The sequence below is a fragment of the Comamonas sp. Z3 genome (assembly GCF_008121565.1).
Lineage (GTDB): Bacteria > Pseudomonadota > Gammaproteobacteria > Burkholderiales > Burkholderiaceae_C > Comamonas > Comamonas brasiliensis.
Map to the genome: position 1 here is coordinate 183654 of NZ_VOQU01000004.1, position 20199 is coordinate 203852.

Annotated in this window: 21 protein-coding genes; 8 read left to right on the forward strand and 13 right to left on the reverse strand. The window is 61.9% G+C overall.

Going from position 1 to position 20199, the window contains the following annotated elements; genetic code table 11:
* Positions 1–32: 32 nt before the first annotated feature.
* The 5 genes from accC to FSY59_RS13000 all read right to left on the reverse strand — a co-directional run bounded on the left by accC (position 33) and on the right by FSY59_RS13000 (position 3489).
* Positions 33–1391 carry an acetyl-CoA carboxylase biotin carboxylase subunit gene (gene accC, locus FSY59_RS12980; RefSeq protein WP_003051359.1) on the reverse strand — a complete coding sequence of 453 codons (1359 nt, stop codon included), beginning with the start codon at positions 1389–1391 and terminating at the stop codon, positions 33–35.
* Between the two features lie 124 nt (positions 1392–1515).
* Positions 1516–1965, reverse strand: a complete 450-nt coding sequence (gene accB / locus FSY59_RS12985) for an acetyl-CoA carboxylase biotin carboxyl carrier protein (protein WP_003051356.1) — start codon at positions 1963–1965, stop codon at positions 1516–1518.
* Between the two features lie 147 nt (positions 1966–2112).
* Complete coding sequence (locus tag FSY59_RS12990; protein ID WP_003051354.1) at positions 2113–2664, reverse strand: TlpA disulfide reductase family protein; 552 nt, start codon at positions 2662–2664, stop codon at positions 2113–2115.
* Positions 2657–3259 carry a hypothetical protein gene (locus FSY59_RS12995; RefSeq protein ID WP_019043383.1) on the reverse strand — a complete coding sequence of 201 codons (603 nt, stop codon included), beginning with the start codon at positions 3257–3259 and terminating at the stop codon, positions 2657–2659. The genes FSY59_RS12990 and FSY59_RS12995 overlap by 8 nt, the downstream gene beginning before the upstream one ends.
* A gap of 44 nt (positions 3260–3303) precedes the next feature.
* Positions 3304–3489, reverse strand: a complete 186-nt coding sequence (locus tag FSY59_RS13000) for a hypothetical protein (protein WP_148729085.1) — start codon at positions 3487–3489, stop codon at positions 3304–3306.
* A 43-nt stretch (positions 3490–3532) separates the two neighbouring features.
* Here FSY59_RS13000 and mpl point away from each other — a divergent pair, with 43 nt between their 5' ends.
* Positions 3533–4951, forward strand: a complete 1419-nt coding sequence (gene mpl / locus FSY59_RS13005; protein ID WP_043376917.1) for a UDP-N-acetylmuramate:L-alanyl-gamma-D-glutamyl-meso-diaminopimelate ligase — start codon at positions 3533–3535, stop codon at positions 4949–4951.
* Positions 4952–5094: 143 nt separating this feature from the next.
* On the opposite strand, the gene FSY59_RS13010 is transcribed toward mpl, so the two are convergent.
* Entirely contained in the window at positions 5095–5412 is a 318-nt protein-coding gene (locus tag FSY59_RS13010) for a hypothetical protein (protein WP_003051343.1), read from the reverse strand.
* A gap of 398 nt (positions 5413–5810) precedes the next feature.
* Here FSY59_RS13010 and FSY59_RS13015 point away from each other — a divergent pair, with 398 nt between their 5' ends.
* Positions 5811–6182, forward strand: a complete 372-nt coding sequence (locus FSY59_RS13015) for a YqcC family protein (protein ID WP_003051340.1) — start codon at positions 5811–5813, stop codon at positions 6180–6182.
* A gap of 94 nt (positions 6183–6276) precedes the next feature.
* Here the strand turns inward: FSY59_RS13015 and FSY59_RS13020 are convergent, their stop codons facing one another.
* The 3 genes from FSY59_RS13020 to rodA form a co-directional block, all read right to left on the reverse strand.
* On the reverse strand, positions 6277–7437 hold the full coding sequence (locus FSY59_RS13020) for a 3-deoxy-7-phosphoheptulonate synthase (protein WP_148729086.1): 1161 nt from the start codon (positions 7435–7437) through the stop codon (positions 6277–6279).
* A gap of 535 nt (positions 7438–7972) precedes the next feature.
* The gene (tldD, locus tag FSY59_RS13025; protein WP_003051333.1) at positions 7973–9433 is read right to left on the reverse strand and encodes a metalloprotease TldD; all 1461 of its coding nucleotides are present in this window, start codon (positions 9431–9433) and stop codon (positions 7973–7975) included.
* A gap of 383 nt (positions 9434–9816) precedes the next feature.
* Positions 9817–10998, reverse strand: a complete 1182-nt coding sequence (rodA, locus tag FSY59_RS13030) for a rod shape-determining protein RodA (protein WP_003051327.1) — start codon at positions 10996–10998, stop codon at positions 9817–9819.
* 178 nt (positions 10999–11176) lie between these two features.
* Here rodA and FSY59_RS13035 point away from each other — a divergent pair, with 178 nt between their 5' ends.
* The 6 genes from FSY59_RS13035 (at position 11177) to ruvC (ending at position 17285) form a co-directional block, all read left to right on the forward strand.
* Positions 11177–11761, forward strand: coding sequence for a YqiA/YcfP family alpha/beta fold hydrolase (locus FSY59_RS13035; RefSeq protein WP_003051324.1), 585 nt, complete (start codon positions 11177–11179; stop codon positions 11759–11761).
* A 159-nt stretch (positions 11762–11920) separates the two neighbouring features.
* The gene (locus FSY59_RS13040) at positions 11921–13990 is read left to right on the forward strand and encodes a ribonuclease catalytic domain-containing protein (RefSeq protein ID WP_043375147.1); all 2070 of its coding nucleotides are present in this window, start codon (positions 11921–11923) and stop codon (positions 13988–13990) included.
* 29 nt (positions 13991–14019) lie between these two features.
* The gene (locus FSY59_RS13045; protein WP_003051317.1) at positions 14020–14880 is read left to right on the forward strand and encodes an energy transducer TonB; all 861 of its coding nucleotides are present in this window, start codon (positions 14020–14022) and stop codon (positions 14878–14880) included.
* 165 nt (positions 14881–15045) lie between these two features.
* Positions 15046–15915: a shikimate dehydrogenase gene (gene aroE / locus FSY59_RS13050; protein ID WP_148729087.1), complete on the forward strand. Its 870-nt coding sequence runs from the start codon at positions 15046–15048 to the stop codon at positions 15913–15915.
* Entirely contained in the window at positions 15912–16625 is a 714-nt protein-coding gene (gene mtgA, locus FSY59_RS13055) for a monofunctional biosynthetic peptidoglycan transglycosylase (protein ID WP_148729088.1), read from the forward strand. Before aroE ends, mtgA begins: the two co-directional genes overlap by 4 nt.
* 111 nt (positions 16626–16736) lie before the next feature.
* Positions 16737–17285 carry a crossover junction endodeoxyribonuclease RuvC gene (gene ruvC / locus FSY59_RS13060; RefSeq protein ID WP_003051309.1) on the forward strand — a complete coding sequence of 183 codons (549 nt, stop codon included), beginning with the start codon at positions 16737–16739 and terminating at the stop codon, positions 17283–17285.
* On the opposite strand, the gene FSY59_RS13065 is transcribed toward ruvC, so the two are convergent.
* The 4 genes from FSY59_RS13065 to lpxC form a co-directional block, all read right to left on the reverse strand.
* A complete protein-coding gene (locus FSY59_RS13065; RefSeq protein ID WP_148729089.1) occupies positions 17279–18130 on the reverse strand; it encodes an alpha/beta fold hydrolase in 852 nt (283 codons plus the stop codon). The two genes, ruvC and FSY59_RS13065, sit on opposite strands and share 7 nt — an antisense overlap.
* Positions 18131–18300: 170 nt before the next feature.
* Positions 18301–18729 (reverse strand): RcnB family protein, encoded by a 429-nt coding sequence (locus FSY59_RS13070; RefSeq protein ID WP_003051303.1) that lies wholly within the window; start codon positions 18727–18729, stop codon positions 18301–18303.
* 202 nt (positions 18730–18931) lie between these two features.
* The gene (locus FSY59_RS27365) at positions 18932–19108 is read right to left on the reverse strand and encodes a hypothetical protein (RefSeq protein WP_003051301.1); all 177 of its coding nucleotides are present in this window, start codon (positions 19106–19108) and stop codon (positions 18932–18934) included.
* Between the two features lie 10 nt (positions 19109–19118).
* Entirely contained in the window at positions 19119–20042 is a 924-nt protein-coding gene (gene lpxC, locus FSY59_RS13075; protein ID WP_003051298.1) for a UDP-3-O-acyl-N-acetylglucosamine deacetylase, read from the reverse strand.
* Positions 20043–20199 lie beyond the last annotated feature (157 nt).

The following is a 20199-nucleotide window of genomic DNA, read 5'->3' on the forward strand; positions in this document are numbered from 1 at the left end:
CATGGGAACTCAGAGCTGCAAGGCTCCTGATCTCATCGCTTGTTGGGCGTGCGATGCGTCAGCCACTCTTCCAGGTAGTGGATGTTGGTGCCGCCTTCCATGAACTTGGAGTCGACCATCAAATCCTGGTGCAGCGGGATATTGGTGTTGATGCCTTCCACCACGGTCTCCAGCAAGGCGGTACGCATGCGGGCCATGGCCTGCTCGCGGGTATCGCCATAGGTAATGATCTTGCCGATCATGGAGTCGTAGTTGGGCGGCACGAAGTAGTTGTTGTACACATGGGTGTCCACACGCACGCCAGGGCCGCCGGGAGCATGCCACATGGAGATGCGACCGGGCGAGGGGATGAACTTGTACGGATCTTCCGCGTTCACGCGGCACTCGATGGCGTGGCCCTTGAACTCGATCTGGCGCTGCGTGAAAGGCATCTTCTCGCCGGCCGCGATCATGATCTGGGTGCGCACGATGTCGATGCCCGTGATCAGCTCGGTGATGGGATGCTCCACCTGCACGCGGGTGTTCATCTCGATGAAGTAGAACTCGCCGTTCTCGTACAGGAACTCGAAGGTACCCGCACCGCGATAGCCGATCTTCTTGCAGGCCGCGGCGCAGCGCTCGCCGATCTTCTCGATCAGACGGCGGGGAATGCCGGGAGCCGGAGCTTCCTCGATCACCTTCTGGTGGCGACGCTGCATGGAGCAATCGCGCTCGCCCAGATACACGGCGTTCTTGTGCGTATCGGCCAGCACCTGGATTTCCACGTGACGTGGGTTCTGCAGGTACTTTTCCATGTAGACGGCAGGATTGCCGAAAGCAGCGCCGGCCTCGGCCTTGGTCATCTGCACGGCATTGATCAGTGCAGCTTCGGTGTGCACCACACGCATGCCGCGACCGCCGCCGCCGCCCGAGGCCTTGATGATCACGGGATAACCGATGGTCTTGGCAATGCGCTTGATGAGTGCGGGATCGTCGGGCAGTTCGCCGTCCGAGCCGGGCACGCAAGGCACGCCGGCCTTGATCATGGCTTGCTTGGCCGACACCTTGTCACCCATGGTGCGGATGTTCTCGGGCGTCGGGCCGATAAAGGTGAAACCGCTCTTTTCCACGCGCTCGGCAAAGTCGGCGTTCTCGGACAGGAAGCCGTAGCCGGGGTGGATGGCTTCCGCATCGGTCACCTCGGCAGCCGAAATGATGGCCGGCATGTTGAGGTAGGACAGCGGGGAAGGAGCCGGACCGATACACACGGCCTCATCGGCCAGCTTGACGTACTTGGCATCACGGTCGGCTTCGGAATACACCATCACCGCCTTGATACCCAGCTCACGGCAAGCGCGCTGGATGCGCAGGGCGATCTCGCCCCGGTTGGCAACCAAAATTTTCTTAAACATGAAGTTCCTCGCAGCTTGGTGCCTGTGCCGCAGCACAGACCACTGCCAATGACTCAGTCGCGCAGCCAGTGGCTAGCGCACCTCGGCGCTGCAATGCGAACTGCATGCAACGCCTCATGATCTATCACTCGATCACGAACAGAGGCTGGCCGTATTCCACAGCCTGGCCGTTTTCACCCAGAACGCGAACGATGGTGCCGGTCTTGTCGGCTTCGATTTCGTTGAGGATCTTCATGGCTTCAACGATGCAGATCGTGTCGCCTTCCTTGACCTGGCTGCCCACATCCACAAAGGCCTTGGCGCCAGGGCTGGAGGCACGGTAGAAAGTACCGACCATGGGCGACTTGACCACGTGACCTTCTGCAACGGCCGGGGCGGCCACCGGCGTGGCGGCTGCGGCAGCCACGGGGGCGGCCATCATGGGAGCAGCTTGCACGGGGGCAGCGACGTATTGGTGGACCACACCTTCGCTCTTGACGATACGGACCTTGCCCTCTGCTTCGGTGATCTCCAGTTCCGACACATTCGATTCGGACACCAGATCAATAAGGGTCTTGAGTTTTCGCAAATCCATGGGAGCTCCAGCGACGTAATTCTAAACAGGGCGCGAATTTACCTCAAATTCGGCCTTCTGCGTGCATTGGCAGATATTTTTCACTAACGTCGCCATGGAATTTAGTTACCTACACTTTTCTGACGACAAGAGCAATGTTCGTTCGCTCTATTTGCTCCAATCTGTCAGATCTTCGCGGGAAAGCTCGCCTATTTTACGTTGTCGCACTTGCCCCTTGGCGTCAAAAAGAACCGTGAATGGCAGGCCACCCTGCAAGTTACCGAGGCTACGGGTCAGCCCCAATCCCCCTTGCATGGCAATGGCTACCGGAAATTGCACGGGTTGGCGCTGCAAAAAACGCATCACTGCTTCGGATTTGTCGACCGCTAACCCCACGACCTGAATGCCTTTTGCGCCCTGCTGCGCCGCAAACTCGCTGAGCATGGGCAGCTCCTTGACACAGGGGGGACACCAGGTGGCCCAGAAGTTCACCAGCAGGGGACGGCCCTGTAAACCAGCCATGGCAAAAGGCTTGCCATCGGGAGTTTCAAACGTCTGACTCCATAGCTGTGCCTCGACGCCAGGGCCCATGGCCTGCGGCTGGCTGCGCCACCAGGCCACACCGGCGCCCCCCCCGGCCGCCACTGCGGCCACCGCGCCGGTCAGCCACAGACGGCGCGAGCCATTGGTCGACTTGTTCTCAGGGGTGTTTTCACTCATCGCGGCTCTCCTGCAGCAGCTTGCGCAAGGCCTTGGCATCGCCACGCGGGCTGCGGCCATGGCTGTCGGGCTTCATGGCGCCGCGCATATCGTCATGGTCGTAGACCAACAGGTGCACGCCCACGGTTTCGTTGATCGGCTTGCACAGTGCGTGAACCGAAAGCGCCTCGACCGGCTTGCCCTGAAAGCCGGTGACCGTGCTCGGCTCGTACTGCACATGATTATTGATGAGCGCTATTTCGGCCGACTTGGGATCATCGCAGAACAGCTGCAGATAGATGTCCGACAGCCGCGTGGCCGTACCGCGCCAGACGGCTCCAGCCAGATGCGGGCGAAACTCCTGCAGCCTGTCCATCCAGACCAGGGCCAGCTCGCGCAGCGCCTGAAGCTCCTGCGGCTGCGTGTCGCCGCAGAACAGCTCTATATATTCGCGCACGGCCTCTTCAAGCTGGTCGTTATCGGGCAACGCCGAGCGGCCGGGCAGACCGAGCTGGCGCACGGCCCGCTGCTTGGCAGGACCCCATTCCAGGCCTTCCTCCACCACCAGACGAGCCGCTGCCTGAGCGATTTCAGCAGTCACGTTATCCAAACTCATAGCGCCATTTCATCACGCCCACCGCAGCAAGCGCAGCAGGTCATTTACGCATTGTGACCCAGATGAATGACCGCACTTTGACCTGGCCCGTAGAGGCCAATGTTTTGATAGCTGCTGGCACCCTCTTTGTATGGAACTGAAAGTAAAAACACATTTAGATCTATATAGATCATGCGCAACAAGCTATCAATTTGATAAGAAAGGTTACCGCCAGTACCCAGGCGGGTCATGGCTCGCCGCCAGGTCATGTCGGCAAACGTAGAATCCCCGGCCATGCACATACATATTCTGGGCATTTGCGGCACCTTCATGGGAGGCCTGGCCGCCTTGGCACGAGAAGCCGGTCACAAGGTGACGGGCTGCGATTCCGGCGTTTACCCGCCGATGAGCGATCAGCTGCGCCAGCTGGGCATCGAGCTGATCGAGGGCTATGGCGCCGACCAGATCGCGCTCAAGCCCGATATGTATGTGGTCGGCAACGTGGTCAGCCGCAAGCGCCTGGCCGATGGCTCGCCCAAGTTTGCGCTGATGGAAGCGATTCTGGACACCGGCGCCGCCTATACCAGCGGTCCGCAATGGCTGGCCGAGCATGTGCTGCACGGTCGCCATGTGCTGGCCGTGGCCGGCACCCACGGCAAGACCACCACCACCTCCATGCTGACCTGGGTGCTGGAGTGCGCGGGTCTGCAGCCCGGTTTTCTGGTCGGCGGCGTGCCGCTGGACTTCGGCGTCTCCGCCCGCCTCGGCGCTGCCAGACGCCCCGTCACCGGCCCCGGCCCCGTGGGCGATCAGCCCGTGTTCGTGATCGAGGCCGATGAATACGACACCGCATTCTTCGACAAGCGCAGCAAGTTCGTGCACTACCGCCCTCGTACGGCCGTGCTCAACAACCTGGAGTTCGATCACGCCGACATCTTCGACGATCTGGCTGCCATCGAGCGCCAGTTCCACCATCTGGTGCGCACCGTGCCATCGACCGGGCGCGTGGTGAGCAATGGTCTGGAAGAAAGCCTGAGCCGCGTGCTGGCCCAGGGCTGCTGGAGCGAAGTGCGCAGCTTTGGCGCAACTGTCAGCGATTTCAGTGCCGATGGCGATCCCGGCGACTTTGCCGTGCTGCAGCGTGGCCAAAAAGTGGCGCAGCTGCGCTGGAGCCTGACCGGCGTGCACAACCAGCTCAATGCGCTGGCCGCCATCGCCGCCGCCGACCATCTGGGCGTCAGCGCCGAGCTGGCCTGCGAAGCCCTGTCGCGCTTTCAGAACGTCAAGCGCCGCATGGAGCTGCGCGGCACCGTCAACGGCATCGATGTCTATGACGACTTCGCGCACCACCCCACAGCCATCCGCACCACCCTGGACGGCCTGCGCCGCAAGCTGGGTGCACAGGCCCGCATCCTGGCGGTGTTCGAGCCACGCAGCAACACCATGAAGCTGGGCACCATGAAAAGCCAGCTGCCCTGGTCGCTGGAAAGCGCCGATCTGGTCTTCTGCCACACGGCGGGCCTGGACTGGGATGCCGCCGAAGCGCTGGAATCCATGGGCGTAGGCCCCAGCCAGCGCGCTCAGGTCGCCGGAGATATCGAGACCCTGATAGCGCAGATCACCGCGGTCGCACGCCCCGGCGACCATATCGTCTGCATGAGCAACGGCGGCTTTGGCGGCATCCACGCCAAGCTGCTGCAAGCGCTGAAATAAGCCCGGATAAAAGCCAATGCCCGCTCTACGCGGGCATTTTTCATTGCTCGGGCACAGACCAGGCCAGAGACGCCAAGTAAGTGCCGCCCTGCAGCAAAGGCGTCGTCCCCCGGGGGGGGAAGCCGCAAAGCGGCTCAGGGGGATCAGTAACTAATCGACATCGCCGGCACATCCACCCGGATCAGGGGCTTGGCCAGCACGGCATGGGCAGCCAGGGCATAGCTGTTGCGCCAGTCCTGGTTGTCAAACAGCTCGGGACGGTTGCGCGCCTCACGCGCCACCACCACCAGCTTGTCGGCCAGCAACACCTTGCCGGTAGCCCGCAAAGGCTCGCATTCGAGCGAGACAAACTGCTGGTCCAGCCAGCGTCGGCCTTCGTCCGAACTCACAGGGGACAGCGACTGGGTATCGACCCGGTATTCACGGTCGCCATCCAAAACCACGATTACTTCACTACGCATAAATCTCCTCTGACCTGGTGACTCTTGCACCATTCGTTGTCGTGGCCACAGCTTAATGTGTGGCCGCGGTGCTGAAGACGCTGCAAGCTGACGGCTTGCAAACAGCTGCGGCAACCCATGCAAGGCCTGAAAGCGTGCCTCAAGCATCACAGCGGTTACGGGAACATGGTGTGCAAAGCAATGCAAAACACAGTAAATTTCATAGCATTACTCACATACTTGGCATCAATATAAGGGCAAAACTATCTTTTTCAAGTGCTCTTGCGACCTCGTAACTCGCTGGTTATCTCCAGGCCGTTCGCTATCTTGAAAACACGATGAGAGGACTCAGATATTGGGCAGCTCTTTGACGAATGCCAGTTTGCAAGGCCGTTGCAATGCCTTCAGGAACCCTCACCATGACCGCTGAAAACATCCATCAAGAAATACGCGAGCATCTGCTACAGCTGGAGGCCGAACTTCAAGTCCAGAAGCTCTGGTCTGCCGTTGCCCCGGACCCCAAGGCACTGGAATCCACCACGCCCTTCATGTACGACACGCTCAAGCTGCACGAATGGCTGCAGTGGGTGTTCATCCCGCGACTGCGCGCCGTGATCGATGCCAAGGGCAGCCTGCCCCACCAAAGCCATGTCTATCCGCTGGCCGATCACGAGTGGCAGCAGCGCACCGACTTTGACAAGCAGCATCTGCTGCGCCTTCTCAACCGCATCGATGCCACGCTCAACGGCTGCGATATGACACCTGAGCCGGGACCGGACACCAAGCACTGAGCCTCCAGACAGTCCGCTCCATTCCATCTCGAAAGGCAAACAGGCCACAGGGAACACTCCCTGTGGCCTGTGTCGTTTATGCCCGTTCTGTCGATCAGGCCGGTACTTCAGCTTCCTGCTTGCAGGCTGCAGCCGCCGCTCGGCGCTGGCTCACGGCCTGCGACAGCTCCTGCAGCGTTGCCAGGGAATCGTCCCAGCCCAGGCAGGCATCGGTAATGCTCTGGCCGTAGGTCAGATCGCAGACCTCGTCCTTGCCGGGAGTGAACTTCTGGGCACCGCCGACCAGATGACCTTCGACCATCACGCCGAACACGCTGCTGGAGCCACCGGCGATCTGCGCCGCGATATCGCGGGCCACATCCTTCTGGCGCTCATGCTGCTTGTTGCTGTTGGCATGGCTGCAGTCCACCATCAGCGAAGGCGTGAGGCCTGCTGCCTCCAGATCCCGGCAGGCCGCCGCCACATGCTCGGCATCGTAGTTGGGGGTCTTGCCGCCGCGCAGAATCACGTGGCAGTCCTGGTTGCCTCCCGTGTGCACGATGGCGACCTGGCCGTTCTTGTGCACCGACAGGAAGTGGTGACCGCGGCTGGCCGACTGAATCGCATCGGTGGCAATGCGGATATTGCCGTCAGTGCCGTTCTTGAAGCCGATCGGCGCCGAGATGCCCGAGGCCAGTTCACGGTGCACCTGGCTTTCCGTGGTGCGGGCACCGATGGCACCCCAGCTGATCAGATCGCCGATGTACTGGGGCGAGATCACGTCCAGGAACTCGCTGGCCGCAGGCACACCCAGGCGGTTGATGTCGATCAGCAACTGGCGCGCGATGCGCAGGCCTTCGTCGATGCGGTAGCTCTGATCCAGGTAGGGGTCGTTGATCAGTCCCTTCCAGCCCACGGTGGTGCGGGGCTTCTCGAAGTAGACGCGCATCACCACTTCCAGCGTGTCCTTGTACTGCTCGCGCACGACGGCCAGGCGGCGGGCGTAGTCCAGGGCAGCGGCCGGATCGTGAATCGAGCAAGGACCGACGATGACCAGCAGACGGTCATCCTGCGCACGCATGATGTTGTGGATGCTGCGGCGGGTGTCGCTGATCAGCGTTTCCACGGCGGTGCCGCGAATGGGGAAGAAGCGGATGAGGTGCTCTGGAGGAGGTAACACTGTGATTTCCTTGATACGTGCGTCGTCGGTCTGGCCTGTCTTGGGAGAGCCGGCGCGATACCAGGAATCGGTGGATGAAGTGTTCAGAGCAGTCATGGCTATCTTTCGTGAGGTGTTTGATCGTTGAAAACCGGGGGTGCTGAAACGTAGGGGTGAAAAAAAACCGCCGGGCTTTGCAGCTTCGGCGGTTCTTTGGGAGGTGTTTGCAGGGTGCGCGCGTTTACCTCTCAGCCGCCGGGGGCGAGAACCAAAAGTAAAAGAAATAAGCGCGTTGCGTTTGCATGTCTTTCAATGTAGCACAGCTCTTTTGCATTGCAACATCCGCGGCCGGCGCGGCAGTTCTGTCAAAAACAGGTTTCCCCTCTGACATGGCGCATTTTTCACAATTTTCTTTCATGCAGGTTTTTTGTGTTTTTTCTATATTTTCAGAATTTTATTGATATAAATTTCCATATACCCATATTGAATGCAATTTTTCAGCGAATCGACAATATTCGCGCTCAGACATCAAAACACCCTTGAAAGACCCTGCTGGCAGGCGATTGCCGCTCTCGGAAACGACAAGACCCCGGTCTGCCATGCAGAGCGGGGTCTTGCTTTCGGCGGGAAGACCCGCCGGGGGGAATCTCCGTCAGGCCGTGCCGCCGACCGTCAGGCCGTCGATGCGCAGCGTGGGCTGGCCCACGCCCACAGGCACGCTCTGACCTTCCTTGCCGCAGGTGCCCACGCCCGAGTCCAGGCGCATGTCGTTGCCTATCATGCTGATGTGCTTGAGTGACTCCGGGCCGCTGCCGATGATGGTCGCTCCCTTGACGGGGTACTGGATCTTGCCGTTTTCCACCCAGTAGGCTTCGCTGGCGGAGAACACGAACTTGCCGCTGGTGATGTCCACCTGACCGCCGCCGAAGTTGGTGGCGTACAAGCCCTTCTTGATGGAGCCGATGATCTCCTGCGGATCCTTGTCGCCACCCAGCATATAGGTGTTGGTCATGCGTGGCATGGGGATGTGGGCGTAGCTTTCGCGACGGCCATTGCCCGTGGGCTTGACGCCCATCAGGCGCGCATTCATCGAGTCCTGGATATAGCCCTTGAGAATACCGTCCTCGATCAGCACATTGCTCTGGCTGACATGGCCTTCGTCGTCCACGTTCAAGGAGCCGCGGCGATCGGCAATCGTGCCGTCGTCCAGCACGGTCACGCCCTTGGCGGCCACGCGCTGACCGATGCGACCGCTGAAGGCGCTGGAGCCCTTGCGGTTGAAGTCGCCTTCCAGGCCGTGGCCCACGGCCTCGTGGAACAGCACGCCGGGCCAGCCCGAGCCCAGCACCACCGTCATCACGCCTGCCGGTGCGGGACGCGATTCGAGGTTGACCAGGGCCGCGTGCACGGCCTCGTCCACATACTGGCTGATCTGTTCGTCGCTGAAATAGGCCAGACCGAAGCGACCGCCACCGCCGGAGGAGCCCACCTCGCGGCGGCCCTTCTGCTCGGCGATCACCGTCACCGACAGGCGCACCAGCGGACGCACGTCGGCCGCCAGCGTGCCGTCTGCGCGGGCCACCAGCACCACATCGTATTCACTCGCAAGGCCGGCCATGACCTGCACCACGCGCGGATCCTTGGCGCGGGCCAGCTTTTCCACCTTGCCCAGCAGTTCGACCTTGGCCGTGCTGTCCAGCGTGCTGATAGGGTCCAGCTCAGGATACAGGGAGCGGCTTTGCGCAATCTTCTGAGCCCCTGCCTTGACGCGGCGCGTCTGGGTCGCGCTGGAGATGGAGCGCACGGTGCGTGCAGCATCCAGCAGCGAGGCTTCGGAAATGTCGTCGGAATAGGCAAACGCCGTCTTCTCGCCGCTGACCGCGCGAACACCGACGCCCTGATCGATTGAGAAGGAGCCGGTCTTGACGATGCCTTCTTCCAGACTCCAGCCTTCGGCGCGGGTGTACTGGAAGTAGAGATCGGCATCATCCACCTGGTGCGAGCGAATTTCGGCAAGCGCGCGCGCAAGATGGGTTTCGTCCAGGCCGAAGGGCTCAAGCAGCAACTGACGGGCCGTGGCCAAGCGTTCGATGGTGGGTTCGCGGGAAATCATGAGAGCATTGTAGAGACAGCTGCAAGTCCTGACTTGTCTCGGGCTGCGCATAAAAAAGAGCGGAATGCTGCCCCACCAGGCTGAACAACATTCCGCTCCATTCACTTAGCTTCACACTTGCCGGGTTCCGCCCTGCCCGCTTTGCATGGCAGAACCCCACCTGGGTCTTTGCCGCTCCCGCTTGATCGGTCTTTTGACCCCCAGAACCGTTTGTAAACGCTGTTTACAGTCCAGGCAAGGCCTTGGACGGAACTACTGACATTTTTCAACGATCTAAGCCTGCCACCCCGCCGCGCACTTTCCTATAAAACCATTACTCAAAGCTTGCAAAACATGAGATAGCAGCTCTTTTTTTAAGAGCACAGCAGCCCGATCACGGGTCTTCACGCATGGGGAATATGCCCATCACCACCGGGCAGTTGCCGCTGTGCCCGCGACACCGACATCAAAACGCCCAGCGCCAGCCCCAGCGTGACCATGGCCGTGCCGCCATAGCTGATGAAAGGCAGGGGCACGCCCACCACCGGCAGGATGCCGCTGACCATGCCCATGTTCACGAACGCATAGGTGAAAAAGATCATGGCCACGGCAGCCGCCATCAGTCGGCCGAACAGCGAGTTGGCGTTCATGGAAATGGCCAGCCCTCGCCAGACCAGCAGCAAGAAGCCGACGATGATGAACAGATTGCCTATCAGGCCGAACTCTTCGGAATAGGCAGCAAAGATGAAGTCGGTGGTGCGCTCGGGAATGAATTCCAGGTGGGTCTGCGTGCCGGCCATGAAGCCCTTTCCCCAGACGCCGCCCGAACCGATGGCGATCATGCCCTGAATGATGTGGAATCCCTTGCCCAGGGGATCGCGCGTGGGATCCAGCAGGGTGCACACGCGCGTGCGCTGATAGTCATGCAGAAAATACCAGCTCACGCCATCGGCGCAGAGCTGGGGCTCGAACCAGACGATGAGGAAAATGCCGACCACGGCCAGCAGCACGGGCGGCACGATGAGCTTCCAGGGCAGGCCGGCAAAAAAGATCACGGACAGGCCGGCAGCCATCACCAGCAGCGAGGTGCCCAGATCGGGCTGCTTCATGATCAGGCCCACGGGCACCATCAGCAGCACAAAGGCGATGACAAAGTCCGAGGCGCGCAGATTGCCCTCGCGGCGCTGGAACCACCAGGCCAGCATCAGCGGCGTGGCGATCTTCAAAAGCTCCGAGGGCTGAATCACCACCCCCACGTTCACCCAGCGTGTGGCCCCCTTCTTGGTGATGCCGAACAAGGCCACCGCCACCAGCAGCACCACGCCCAGGGTGTACAGCGGCACGGCCACCTTCATCAATTGCTGGGGGGATATCTGGGCCAGCACGAACAGCAGACCCGCCGCAATCAGCATATTGCGTCCATGATCCACAAAGCGCGTGCCGTGATCGAAACCCGCCGAATACATGGCCAGCAGCCCCGCACCCGCCAGCATGGCGATGAAGAGAAGCAACAGGAAGTCAAAGCCGCGAAACAGCGGAACAATGCGTTGCAGCAGCGAGGGCTTATCGAATTCGATGGCGGACATGGGCCGCAATTATCGGGGGAGCCGGCTGCCGTGCAGTCTGCAGGGTTGAGCTTTGCTGACGGCTCAGCACTGCCTGACCCCATTCACCCTGTCATAGGCCTTGCCCCCCTGATAGTCTTGAGGCAGACAGTCCACAATGGCCGGGACCAAAGCGCATTCACAAGAGGAGATTGCCACCATGACAACCACCCACCTGCTGTACCTGCACGGCTTTCGCTCCTCCCCCCAGTCCAACAAGGCACGCATCATGGCGGACTATGTGGGCGCCAGGCATTCCAAGGTACGCTGGTGGTGCCCGCAGCTACCGCCCTCGCCGCGCGAAGCGGCAGCCGTGATCGTCGAGGGCATCGCCAACTGGCCGCGCCAGAACATGGCCGTCATGGGCTCGTCGCTAGGCGGCTACTACGCCAGCTGGGTGGCCCAGCTGGCGCGCTGCAAGAGCGTGATGATCAATCCCGCCGTAAACCCGGCCCGCGACCTGGAAAAATACATCGGCGAGCAGTCCAGCTGGCATGACCCCGAGGAAACCTTCTTCTTTCGCCCCGAATACATAGAGGAACTGCGCCAGCTCGACACCCGCGCCATGACGCCGGCAGCGCCCGAGATGGTGTTGATCGCCCAGGGCGACGAGGTGCTGGACTGGAACGAAATGAGCGAGCGCTACCCTCACGCGCTGCAACTGGTGCAGGAAGGCGGCGACCATGCCCTGAGCAACTTTGCCGAGTATCTGGACCGGATCGACGAGTTTCTGGCCCTGGCCTGATCCCCTTCTGGCCGCCATGCGCCGCCCTCCCGGCAGCAGCTGCCACACTGCAGATCGCCGCTTTGTTCGCAGCGCCCGCCTTGGATATTGACCGATCTCAAGCATGAACTGAATCACTTCCGAGCGCCAAATGTTCGGCTCGTGGGAAAATGCGCGGTTATGCACGCACTGTTTGAAGAAGCCGGCAAATTTCTGGCCGGGCGCATCCTCTCCGAAGCCGAATCCTCGGCCCAAGTCGAACTGGACTCGGGCAAGCGGGTCAAGGTCAAGGCCGCCAATATCCTGCTCAAATTCGAGAAGCCGGCGCCTGCCGAGCTGATCGCTCAGGGCCAGGCCCAGGCCGCCGAGATCGATCTGGATCTGGCCTGGGAATTTGCGCCCGAGGAAGAGTTCGGCTTCGCCGACCTGGCGCGTGATTATTTTTCCGAATCCGCGACGCTGGCCCAGCAGGCCGGCGCGCTGTTCCGGCTGTACGACGCACCGCATTATTTCCGTCGTGCAGGCAAGGGCCGCTTCAAGAAGGCCCCTGCGGAAATCCTGCAGCAAGCCCTGGCTGCCATCGAGAAGAAAAAGCAGATCCAGGCGCAGATCGATACCTGGGCCGAGGAGCTGGGCCGCTGCGAGTGCCCGCAGGCGATTCGCGAGCAGCTCTACAAGATTCTGTTCAAGCCCGACAAGAACGCTCCCGAATACAAGGCCGTGGTCGACGCCAGCCGCGCCACCAAGCTGGCCCCGCTGGAGCTGCTGCACCGCGCAGGCGCCATCGACTCTTCCTACCAGTTCCACTGGAAGCGCTTCCTGTTCGACAACTTCCCCAAGGGCACGGGCTTCCCCGCCGTGCAGGCTCCCCAGCCGCCGGCCGATCTGCCCGTGGCCAATGTGCAGGCTTTCTCCATCGACGACTCGGCCACCACCGAAATCGACGATGCGCTGTCCGTCACGGGCCTGGGCACGGGCACCGTCACCGTGGGCATCCACATTGCCGCTCCCGGTCTGGCCATCACGCCCGGCGGCGAGCTCGACAAGCTGGGCCGCGCCCGCCTGTCCACGGTCTACATGCCCGGCTACAAGATCACCATGCTGCCCGACGACGTGGTGCATATCTACACGCTGGACGAGGGCCGCTCCAACCCAGCGGTCTCGCTCTATGTGCAGATCAACGAGGAAACGCTGGAGACCGTCTCCAGCGAAACCCGTCTCGAGCGCGTGCCCGTGGAAGTCAACTTCCGCTACGACAAACTCGATCACATCGTCACCGAGGAATGGCTGACCGACTCCTCAATCCAGGTTGAAAACACGCCTGACTCCTTGCAGGGAAAGCGCAAGGAGCTCACCTTTTTGCAGCGCTGGTCCAAATTCCTCAAGGCCAATCGCGAAGTGGTGCGCGGCAAGCCCGAGAACTTCAACCGCCCGGACTACAACTTCCGCCTCGTCGGCAACGACGGCGCCGAGCCCAACGGCAGCGAGCAGGTGCAGATCACCGTGCGCAAGCGCGGCGCACCGCTGGACCTGATCGTGGCCGAGGCCGCCATCGTGGCCAACAGCACCTGGGGCCTGATGCTGGCCGAGCACGGTGTGCCCGGCATCTACCGCAGCCAGGCCAGCCTGGCACCCGGCGTCAAGGTGCGCATGAGCACCAAGGCCTTGCCGCATGCAGGCATAGGCGTGAAGGCCTACTCCTGGGCCACCTCCCCGCTGCGCCGCTATGTGGATCTGGTCAATCAGTGGCAGATCATTGCCTGTGCCCGCCACGGCAAGACGGCGGCCCTGGCCGCCCCGTTCAAGCCCAAGGATGCCGAGCTGTTCGGCATCATCAGCAGCTTTGACGGCGCCTACAGCGCCTACAACGGCTATCAGGCCGGCATGGAGCGCTTCTGGACGCTCAAGTATCTGGAGCAAAACGGCATTACCGAGCTCACGGCCAGCGTCTTCAAGGAAGGCCCCAACGGCTCCTTCCTGGTGCGCGCCGACAATCTGCCGCTGGTGCTGCCCGTGCTGGGTGCGCAGAATCTCCCGCGCGCAGCCCATGTACGCGTCAGGCTCGGCGAGATCGACGAGATCTCGCTGGACATCTCGGGCACGCTGATCGAGCGCCTGGATGCAGATGCCGAGGCCGGGAACGACAGCGAGGACAGCGGCGAGGACGATGACGACACCGTGGCCGGCCCCATCTCCATTGCGGTGGACATGAACGACGCCGATCCCGCTGCAGACCAGCCAAAGTCCTGATCTCCACACCTCATCGCCCTGACGCTGCCGTGAAACTGCCCACCTCTCTTCAACGACTGAGCACGCTGCAGCTGGCGCTGGGCGTGTCCATCGCCGTCCATGCCGTGTTGCTGACCATCCGGTTCGTGGATCCGGAAAGCTTCGAGCGCGTGTTTCAGGACACACCGCTGGAAGTGATTCTGGTCAACGCCCGCGCCAACGAGGTGCCGGACAAGGCGCAGGCCATCGCCCAGACCTCGCTGGCCGGAGGCGGCGATGCGGACCAGGGCCGGGCCACCAGCCCCATGCCCTACTCGGCCCTGACGGCCGTGGGCGACGACTTCGAGGAAAAGCAGCGCCAGCTCGATGCCATGCAGGAGCAGCAGCACCAGCTGCTGACGCAGCTGCGCCAGCAGGTGGCCGCGCTGCCACCCATCGATCCTCGCCTGAGCGCCGACAACAAGGCCCTGGAAGCCCAGGAAGAAAAGCGCCTGCAGCTCATCAAGCTGCTGGCCGAGATTGAAAAGCGCATCAACGAAGAAAACGCGCGGCCCAAGAAGCGCTATATCAGCCCAGCCACCAAGGAGGCCGTCTACGCCGTCTACTACGACGCGCTGCGCCGCAAGGTGGAAGACAAAGGCACGGAAAACTTTCCCGAAAACAAGGGCAAGAAGCTGTATGGCGAGCTGGTCATGATCCTGACCGTGAACCATGACGGCCGCGTGCTCTCCACCGAGGTCGTGCAGGGTTCGGGCAACCGCATGCTCGATACCCGTGCCGAGGCCATCGCCCGGGCCGCCGGCCCCTACGGCCACTTCGGCCCGGCCATGCGCACCAAGGCCGATCAGATCGCCGTCGTCTCGCGCTTCAGGTTCACACGCGAGCAGACACTGGAAACAGACATAAGGTGACCCCCTGTACCCCCTTCGACGTCTTTCCCCGCTCTCGCGCGGGGAGCGCAGCCAGTGCGCCGGGACGGCTCTTGCACGGCTGCCTTGGCTTAGACTGCGTCGGTTTCGCAGGCCACTGCCCCCAAGCGCACCCCACTCTGTTGAGCGATTTCTTTCAGCCTTTGTATGACAAATACGCTTGATGCCTACTGCGTCATGGGCAACCCCGTTGCCCATAGCCGCTCCCCCTGGATCCATGCCCGCTTTGCCGAGCTGACCGGCCAGCCCGTCAGCTACGAGCGCGCTCTGGTGCCGCTGGATGGCTTTGCCGATTTTGTGCGCGAGTTTGCCGCGCGCGGCGGCAAGGGCTGCAATGTGACCGTTCCCTTCAAGCTGCAGGCAGCCGAGCTGGCCACCAGCGCCAGCGAACGCGTGCGTCTGGCCGGTGCCGCCAATACCCTGGTATTCGGCAGCAACGGCATTCATGCCGACAACACCGACGGTCTGGGCATCGTGGCCGACATCACCCGCAATGCCGGCGTGCCCATCACCGGGCGCAATGTGCTGCTGCTGGGTGCGGGTGGCGCAGCAGCCGGGGCACTCGGTTCGCTGATCGAGCAACAGCCGCAGCGCATCGTCGTCACCAACCGCACACAGGCCAAGGCCGTGGCGCTGATTGAGCAGCACGCGGCCATTGCCGCACTACATAAAGTAGAGCTGGCAGCACTTGAAAGACAAGTGCTTGAAACCGATTTGACCCAGAATTTCGACATCGTCATCAACGCCACGGCCAGCAGCCTGGCCGGGGCTGATGTGCCCGCCCCCGCCAGCGTTCTGCACGCACGCAGTCTGGCCTACGACATGATGTACGGCCCCGCCGCCCAGAATTTTCTGAACTGGGCCGGCAGCCATGGCGCGCTGGCGCGTGATGGCCTGGGCATGCTGGTGGAGCAGGCCGCCGAGTCCTTTACGCTCTGGCGCGGCGTGCGTCCGCCGTCGGCACAAGTCTTGGCCGAGCTGCGCGCTCTGCTGCACGCCGAAGCCACGCCACCATGAAAGCTCTCGGCCGACTGCTATTGCTGGTGCTTTGCGCCACCTTGCTGCTGCAATTGTTTTTTGTGGCACGCATCGCAGTCATGGCCTGGCTGGATCCTGACTCCACCAGCTATCAGCGCTCCGAAGCCTGGCAGCTTGCGCACAGCAGCGAGGGCCTGCGCTGGCGCCAGCAATGGGTGAACTACGACCAGATCTCCGGCAACCTCAAGCGTGCGGTGATTGCTTCCGAAGACGCCGGCTTCATGGAGCATCATGGCGTGGAATGGGATGCTGTTCAGAAGGCCTGGCAGCGCAATGCCAAAGCCGAGTCCAGAGCCGCCGGAAGCCACAGCAAGCCCGCCAAGATCTATGGCGGCTCCACCATCACCCAGCAGTTGGCCAAGAACCTGCTGCTGTCGGGCGAGCGCAACTTTCTGCGCAAGGGCCAGGAGCTGGTGCTGGCGCAATTGCTGGAGCTGATGCTGAGCAAGCAGCGCATTCTTGAGATCTACCTCAACAATGTGGAATGGGGCCAGGGCGTGTTCGGTGCCGAAGCCGCCGCCCGGCACTACTTCCGCAAGAGTGCGGCCCAGCTCAATGCAGCTGAGGCGGCCAGACTGGCCGCCATGCTTCCGGCGCCCAAGCGCTTCGAGAAAATGCCGCAATCGCGTTATCTGGCGCAGCGCAGCCGCACAATTGCACGCTATATACCGATGGTGACAGCCCCCTGAGGCGCTTCGCCTGGGCGGCCCCGCGCCTTCGGCAGCATCGCCACGAGGCGGCTCTTGCTTGATGCCACCCGCATGGAGCGTGAGGGTTTTGTACGTGGATAATCGACAGCCATGCGAATTCTCGGAATCGACCCCGGTCTGCAGACCACGGGTTTTGGCGTCATCGACATGGACGGTCAACGGCTGTCCTATGTGGCCAGCGGCACCATACGCACCAACAAGATGGAACTCGGCGACCTGCCGGGCCGTCTCAAGGTGCTGTTTGACGGCATCTCCGAAGTCGCCTCGCGCTACCAGCCCGAGGTGGCTGCCGTGGAAATCGTCTTCGTCAACGTCAACCCACAGTCCACGCTGCTGCTGGGCCAGGCCCGAGGCGCGGCGCTGACGGCCCTGGTCAACGCCAATCTCGCGGTTTCCGAGTACACCGCACTGCAGATGAAAAAAGCCGTGACCGGCCATGGTCGCGCGGCCAAGAATCAGATTCAGGAAATGGTCAAGCGCCTGCTGCAGCTGCCCGGCCTGCCCGGCACCGATGCCGCCGATGCGCTGGGACTGGCCATCACCCATGCCCATGCGGCGGCCGCCATGGGACTGATGGCCAAGTCCACCGATCTGCGCCGCAAGCAACATGCCATGTACCGGGGTGGACGGGTTTATTGAGCCAGTGCGGACCTGAGCCTGATCCACTGCGCGATCCTGGGAAACACATCGGATTGCGCATTGCCGGACATCAGCAACCGACTGTGGCTATAGTCCTCCGCAAAGCCAGCAGCCCTGCCACACAGCACAAACTCCACATCTGCCCCACCGAAGGTCCTGGCCAGGGCTTCGCAGCCCCGCCAGGGAGCGATCACACGGTCCGCAGATCCTGCAAGTGCCAGAACGGGAATCCGAACCTGGGCCAGGCTGCTCGGGTAATCCATGCCGTCCTTGCCGACAAAGCTGCGGCGCAGGTTCCAATGGCACCACTGTCGCATCAGGCGGGCGCTTTCCCTCTCGGGCCCCACCATGGAGCTTGCGGCCAGCCATTGCCTACGACCTATCCAGGCCCTGTACCCGTGGATTGCGATCCGCGCTGAAAAGGTGGCAGCTGCATGGGTCGTCTGGGCGGCCAGCAACACGAGACCGGCCAGATGCGCCTGCGCACGCTCGGGCTGGCGCGCTGCCCAGATGGCCGCGGCAATGCCTCCACTACTATGCCCGATGAATACCATGGACCGACCTTGCTCCTGGCGGAGAATCTCTTGAAGAGCGCTGTCAACATCCTGCTCGGCCACGGTTTCAAGGTCGTAATCGTGGCTGACTGACTGATTCAGTCCATGTCCTCGCCAATCGAAAAGCCAGACGCCAAAACCCTGCGCGGCGAGAAATCGACCCAGCCTCTGGCATGAAGAGGCGCTGGAAAACGTGCCGTGCGTCAAGACCACCACAGCCCCCCCCGCGGGGCCGATGCGTGTCAGCACGATGGAATGCCCATCCCTGGTCGGCACCTCGACTCTTCGCATATAAAGTCAACCCTCCGTGATCCGCTCCCGGTCTGCATTGCAGTGCGTCCGCAGAATGTTCGGCCAGATTCTGGAGATGGTCAATTGCATGACCCAAACTGAGCCTGCTTTACAGGACTTCCATACAAAACAGCCGCGGCAGGCCACGGCTTTTCGAGGGGTGTCAGGGCTTAGTAATTGCCCAGCACCATGGAAGCGATCACACCGGTGGCAATGGCGACCAGCAGATAGTCGCCGCCGTTCTGGATCCAGTGATAGCCGCGCGGCGGGGCCGACAGGCGGTGGCCGCGCCAGTCATTCACCACATAGTGCTGGCTGCGGTATTGGGGCGGCACGCGGCTGCCCTTGTACCAGTTATGGTCGGGACCGCCGCCACGGCGGCCGTTGTCGTGGCGCTCGGCACGTCGGTCATCGCGCCGGTCATAACGCTGCTCATGCCGGCCACGGTCATCATGACGACCGCCATGGCGCATGTCCTGCGGCCCATGACCGTTGCCACGGCCCGGAGGTGGGCCGGGCTGCGCCTGTACGGCCAGACTGCCCAGACCCAGACAGGCGGCAACCGAGGCGGAAAGAATGCGGGTAGTCAAACGGGACATGGATACTCCTTTGTCGAATCGTTTCGGTCAGCAAGCGGTGCGGCACGCCATGGCGACCGCAGGCATTCCATCTTCGCCCCATTTCGGCAGTGCCTGACGTGAGCAAATGCCGATTTACCACTTTTTGCCGGACATTTACAAAGCAGAAACCAATGAAACGCCTGTCCGGCTTGCGCAAGCAGCTATCAATATGACTAGCTTCTCAGACAATGCGCCCCACCAGCATCACGGCAAAAAAGGCCAGACCGGCGATCACCGTCCACTTGAACAGCAGGAAACCCAGACGCTTGTACTGGGCCTTGCCGGTTCCCAGATAGAAGGCAAAGCTCAGCGCCGAAGCCAGAATCAGCAGGCTGGCCAGCCAGCGAAAGATCAGCATGGAGCTCCGCTCACCAGGCCTGGGCAGGCATGGCAAAGCCCTGAGGAGCCTGGCGCTCGCTCTCGAAGGTCACCATCTCCCAGGTCTCGGGCTGCGCCACCATGGCGCGCAGCAGCTTGTTGTTGAGGCCGTGGCCCGAACGAAAGGCACTGTAGGCTCCGAGAATGGGCCTGCCGATCAGATACAGATCGCCGATCGCATCGAGGATCTTGTGCTTGGCAAACTCGTCGTCATAGCGCAGACCGTCGCTGTTCAGGACCTTGTAGTCATCCATGACGATGGCGTTGTCCAGCCCGCCGCCCAGTGCCAGGCCGTTGTTGCGCAGCATTTCCACATCCTTGGTGAAGCCGAAGGTGCGCGCGCGGGCGATATCGCGTGTGTAGTTGTCCAGACCCATGTCGAACTCCACGCACTGCCCCGTGGAGTCCACGGCGGGGTGAGCGAAGTCGATCTCGAAGCGCAGCTTGAAGCCATGGTAGGGATCAAAGCGCGCCCATTTGAGGTTATGGCCTTCGCCTTCACGCACCTCGATCGGGCTCTTGATACGGATGAAGCGCTTGGGGGCCTTTTGCAGCTCGATTCCGGCGCTTTGCAGCAGGAACACGAACGAGGACGAGGAGCCATCGAGGATCGGCACCTCTTCGGCCGTGATGTCCACATAGAGGTTGTCGATTCCCAGGCCGGCGATGGCCGACATCAGGTGCTCGACCGTATGCACCTTGGCACCGCCGCTGCCGATGGTGGAGGCCATGCGCGTATCGGTCACGGCCTCGGCGGAAATGGGGATATCCACAGGCTCGGGCAAGTCCACGCGACGGAACACGATGCCGGTATCAGGCTGGGCAGGGCGCAGCGTCAACTCGACACGCTGGCCGCTGTGCAGGCCCACGCCTACGGCACGGGAAATGGTCTTGATGGTACGTTGCTGAAGCATCTCTGTATTTTAAATGGGACAACCCCGAGCCGGCTTACACCAACCCAGGGTTGTCTTAATCGCTGCGATACAGCGAACTGATGGGCCTTCAGTCCTTAACGAACCAAAGGCCTTTGCGGCTGACGATCAAGCCCTGGCGTACTCGGAAGCAGCGACA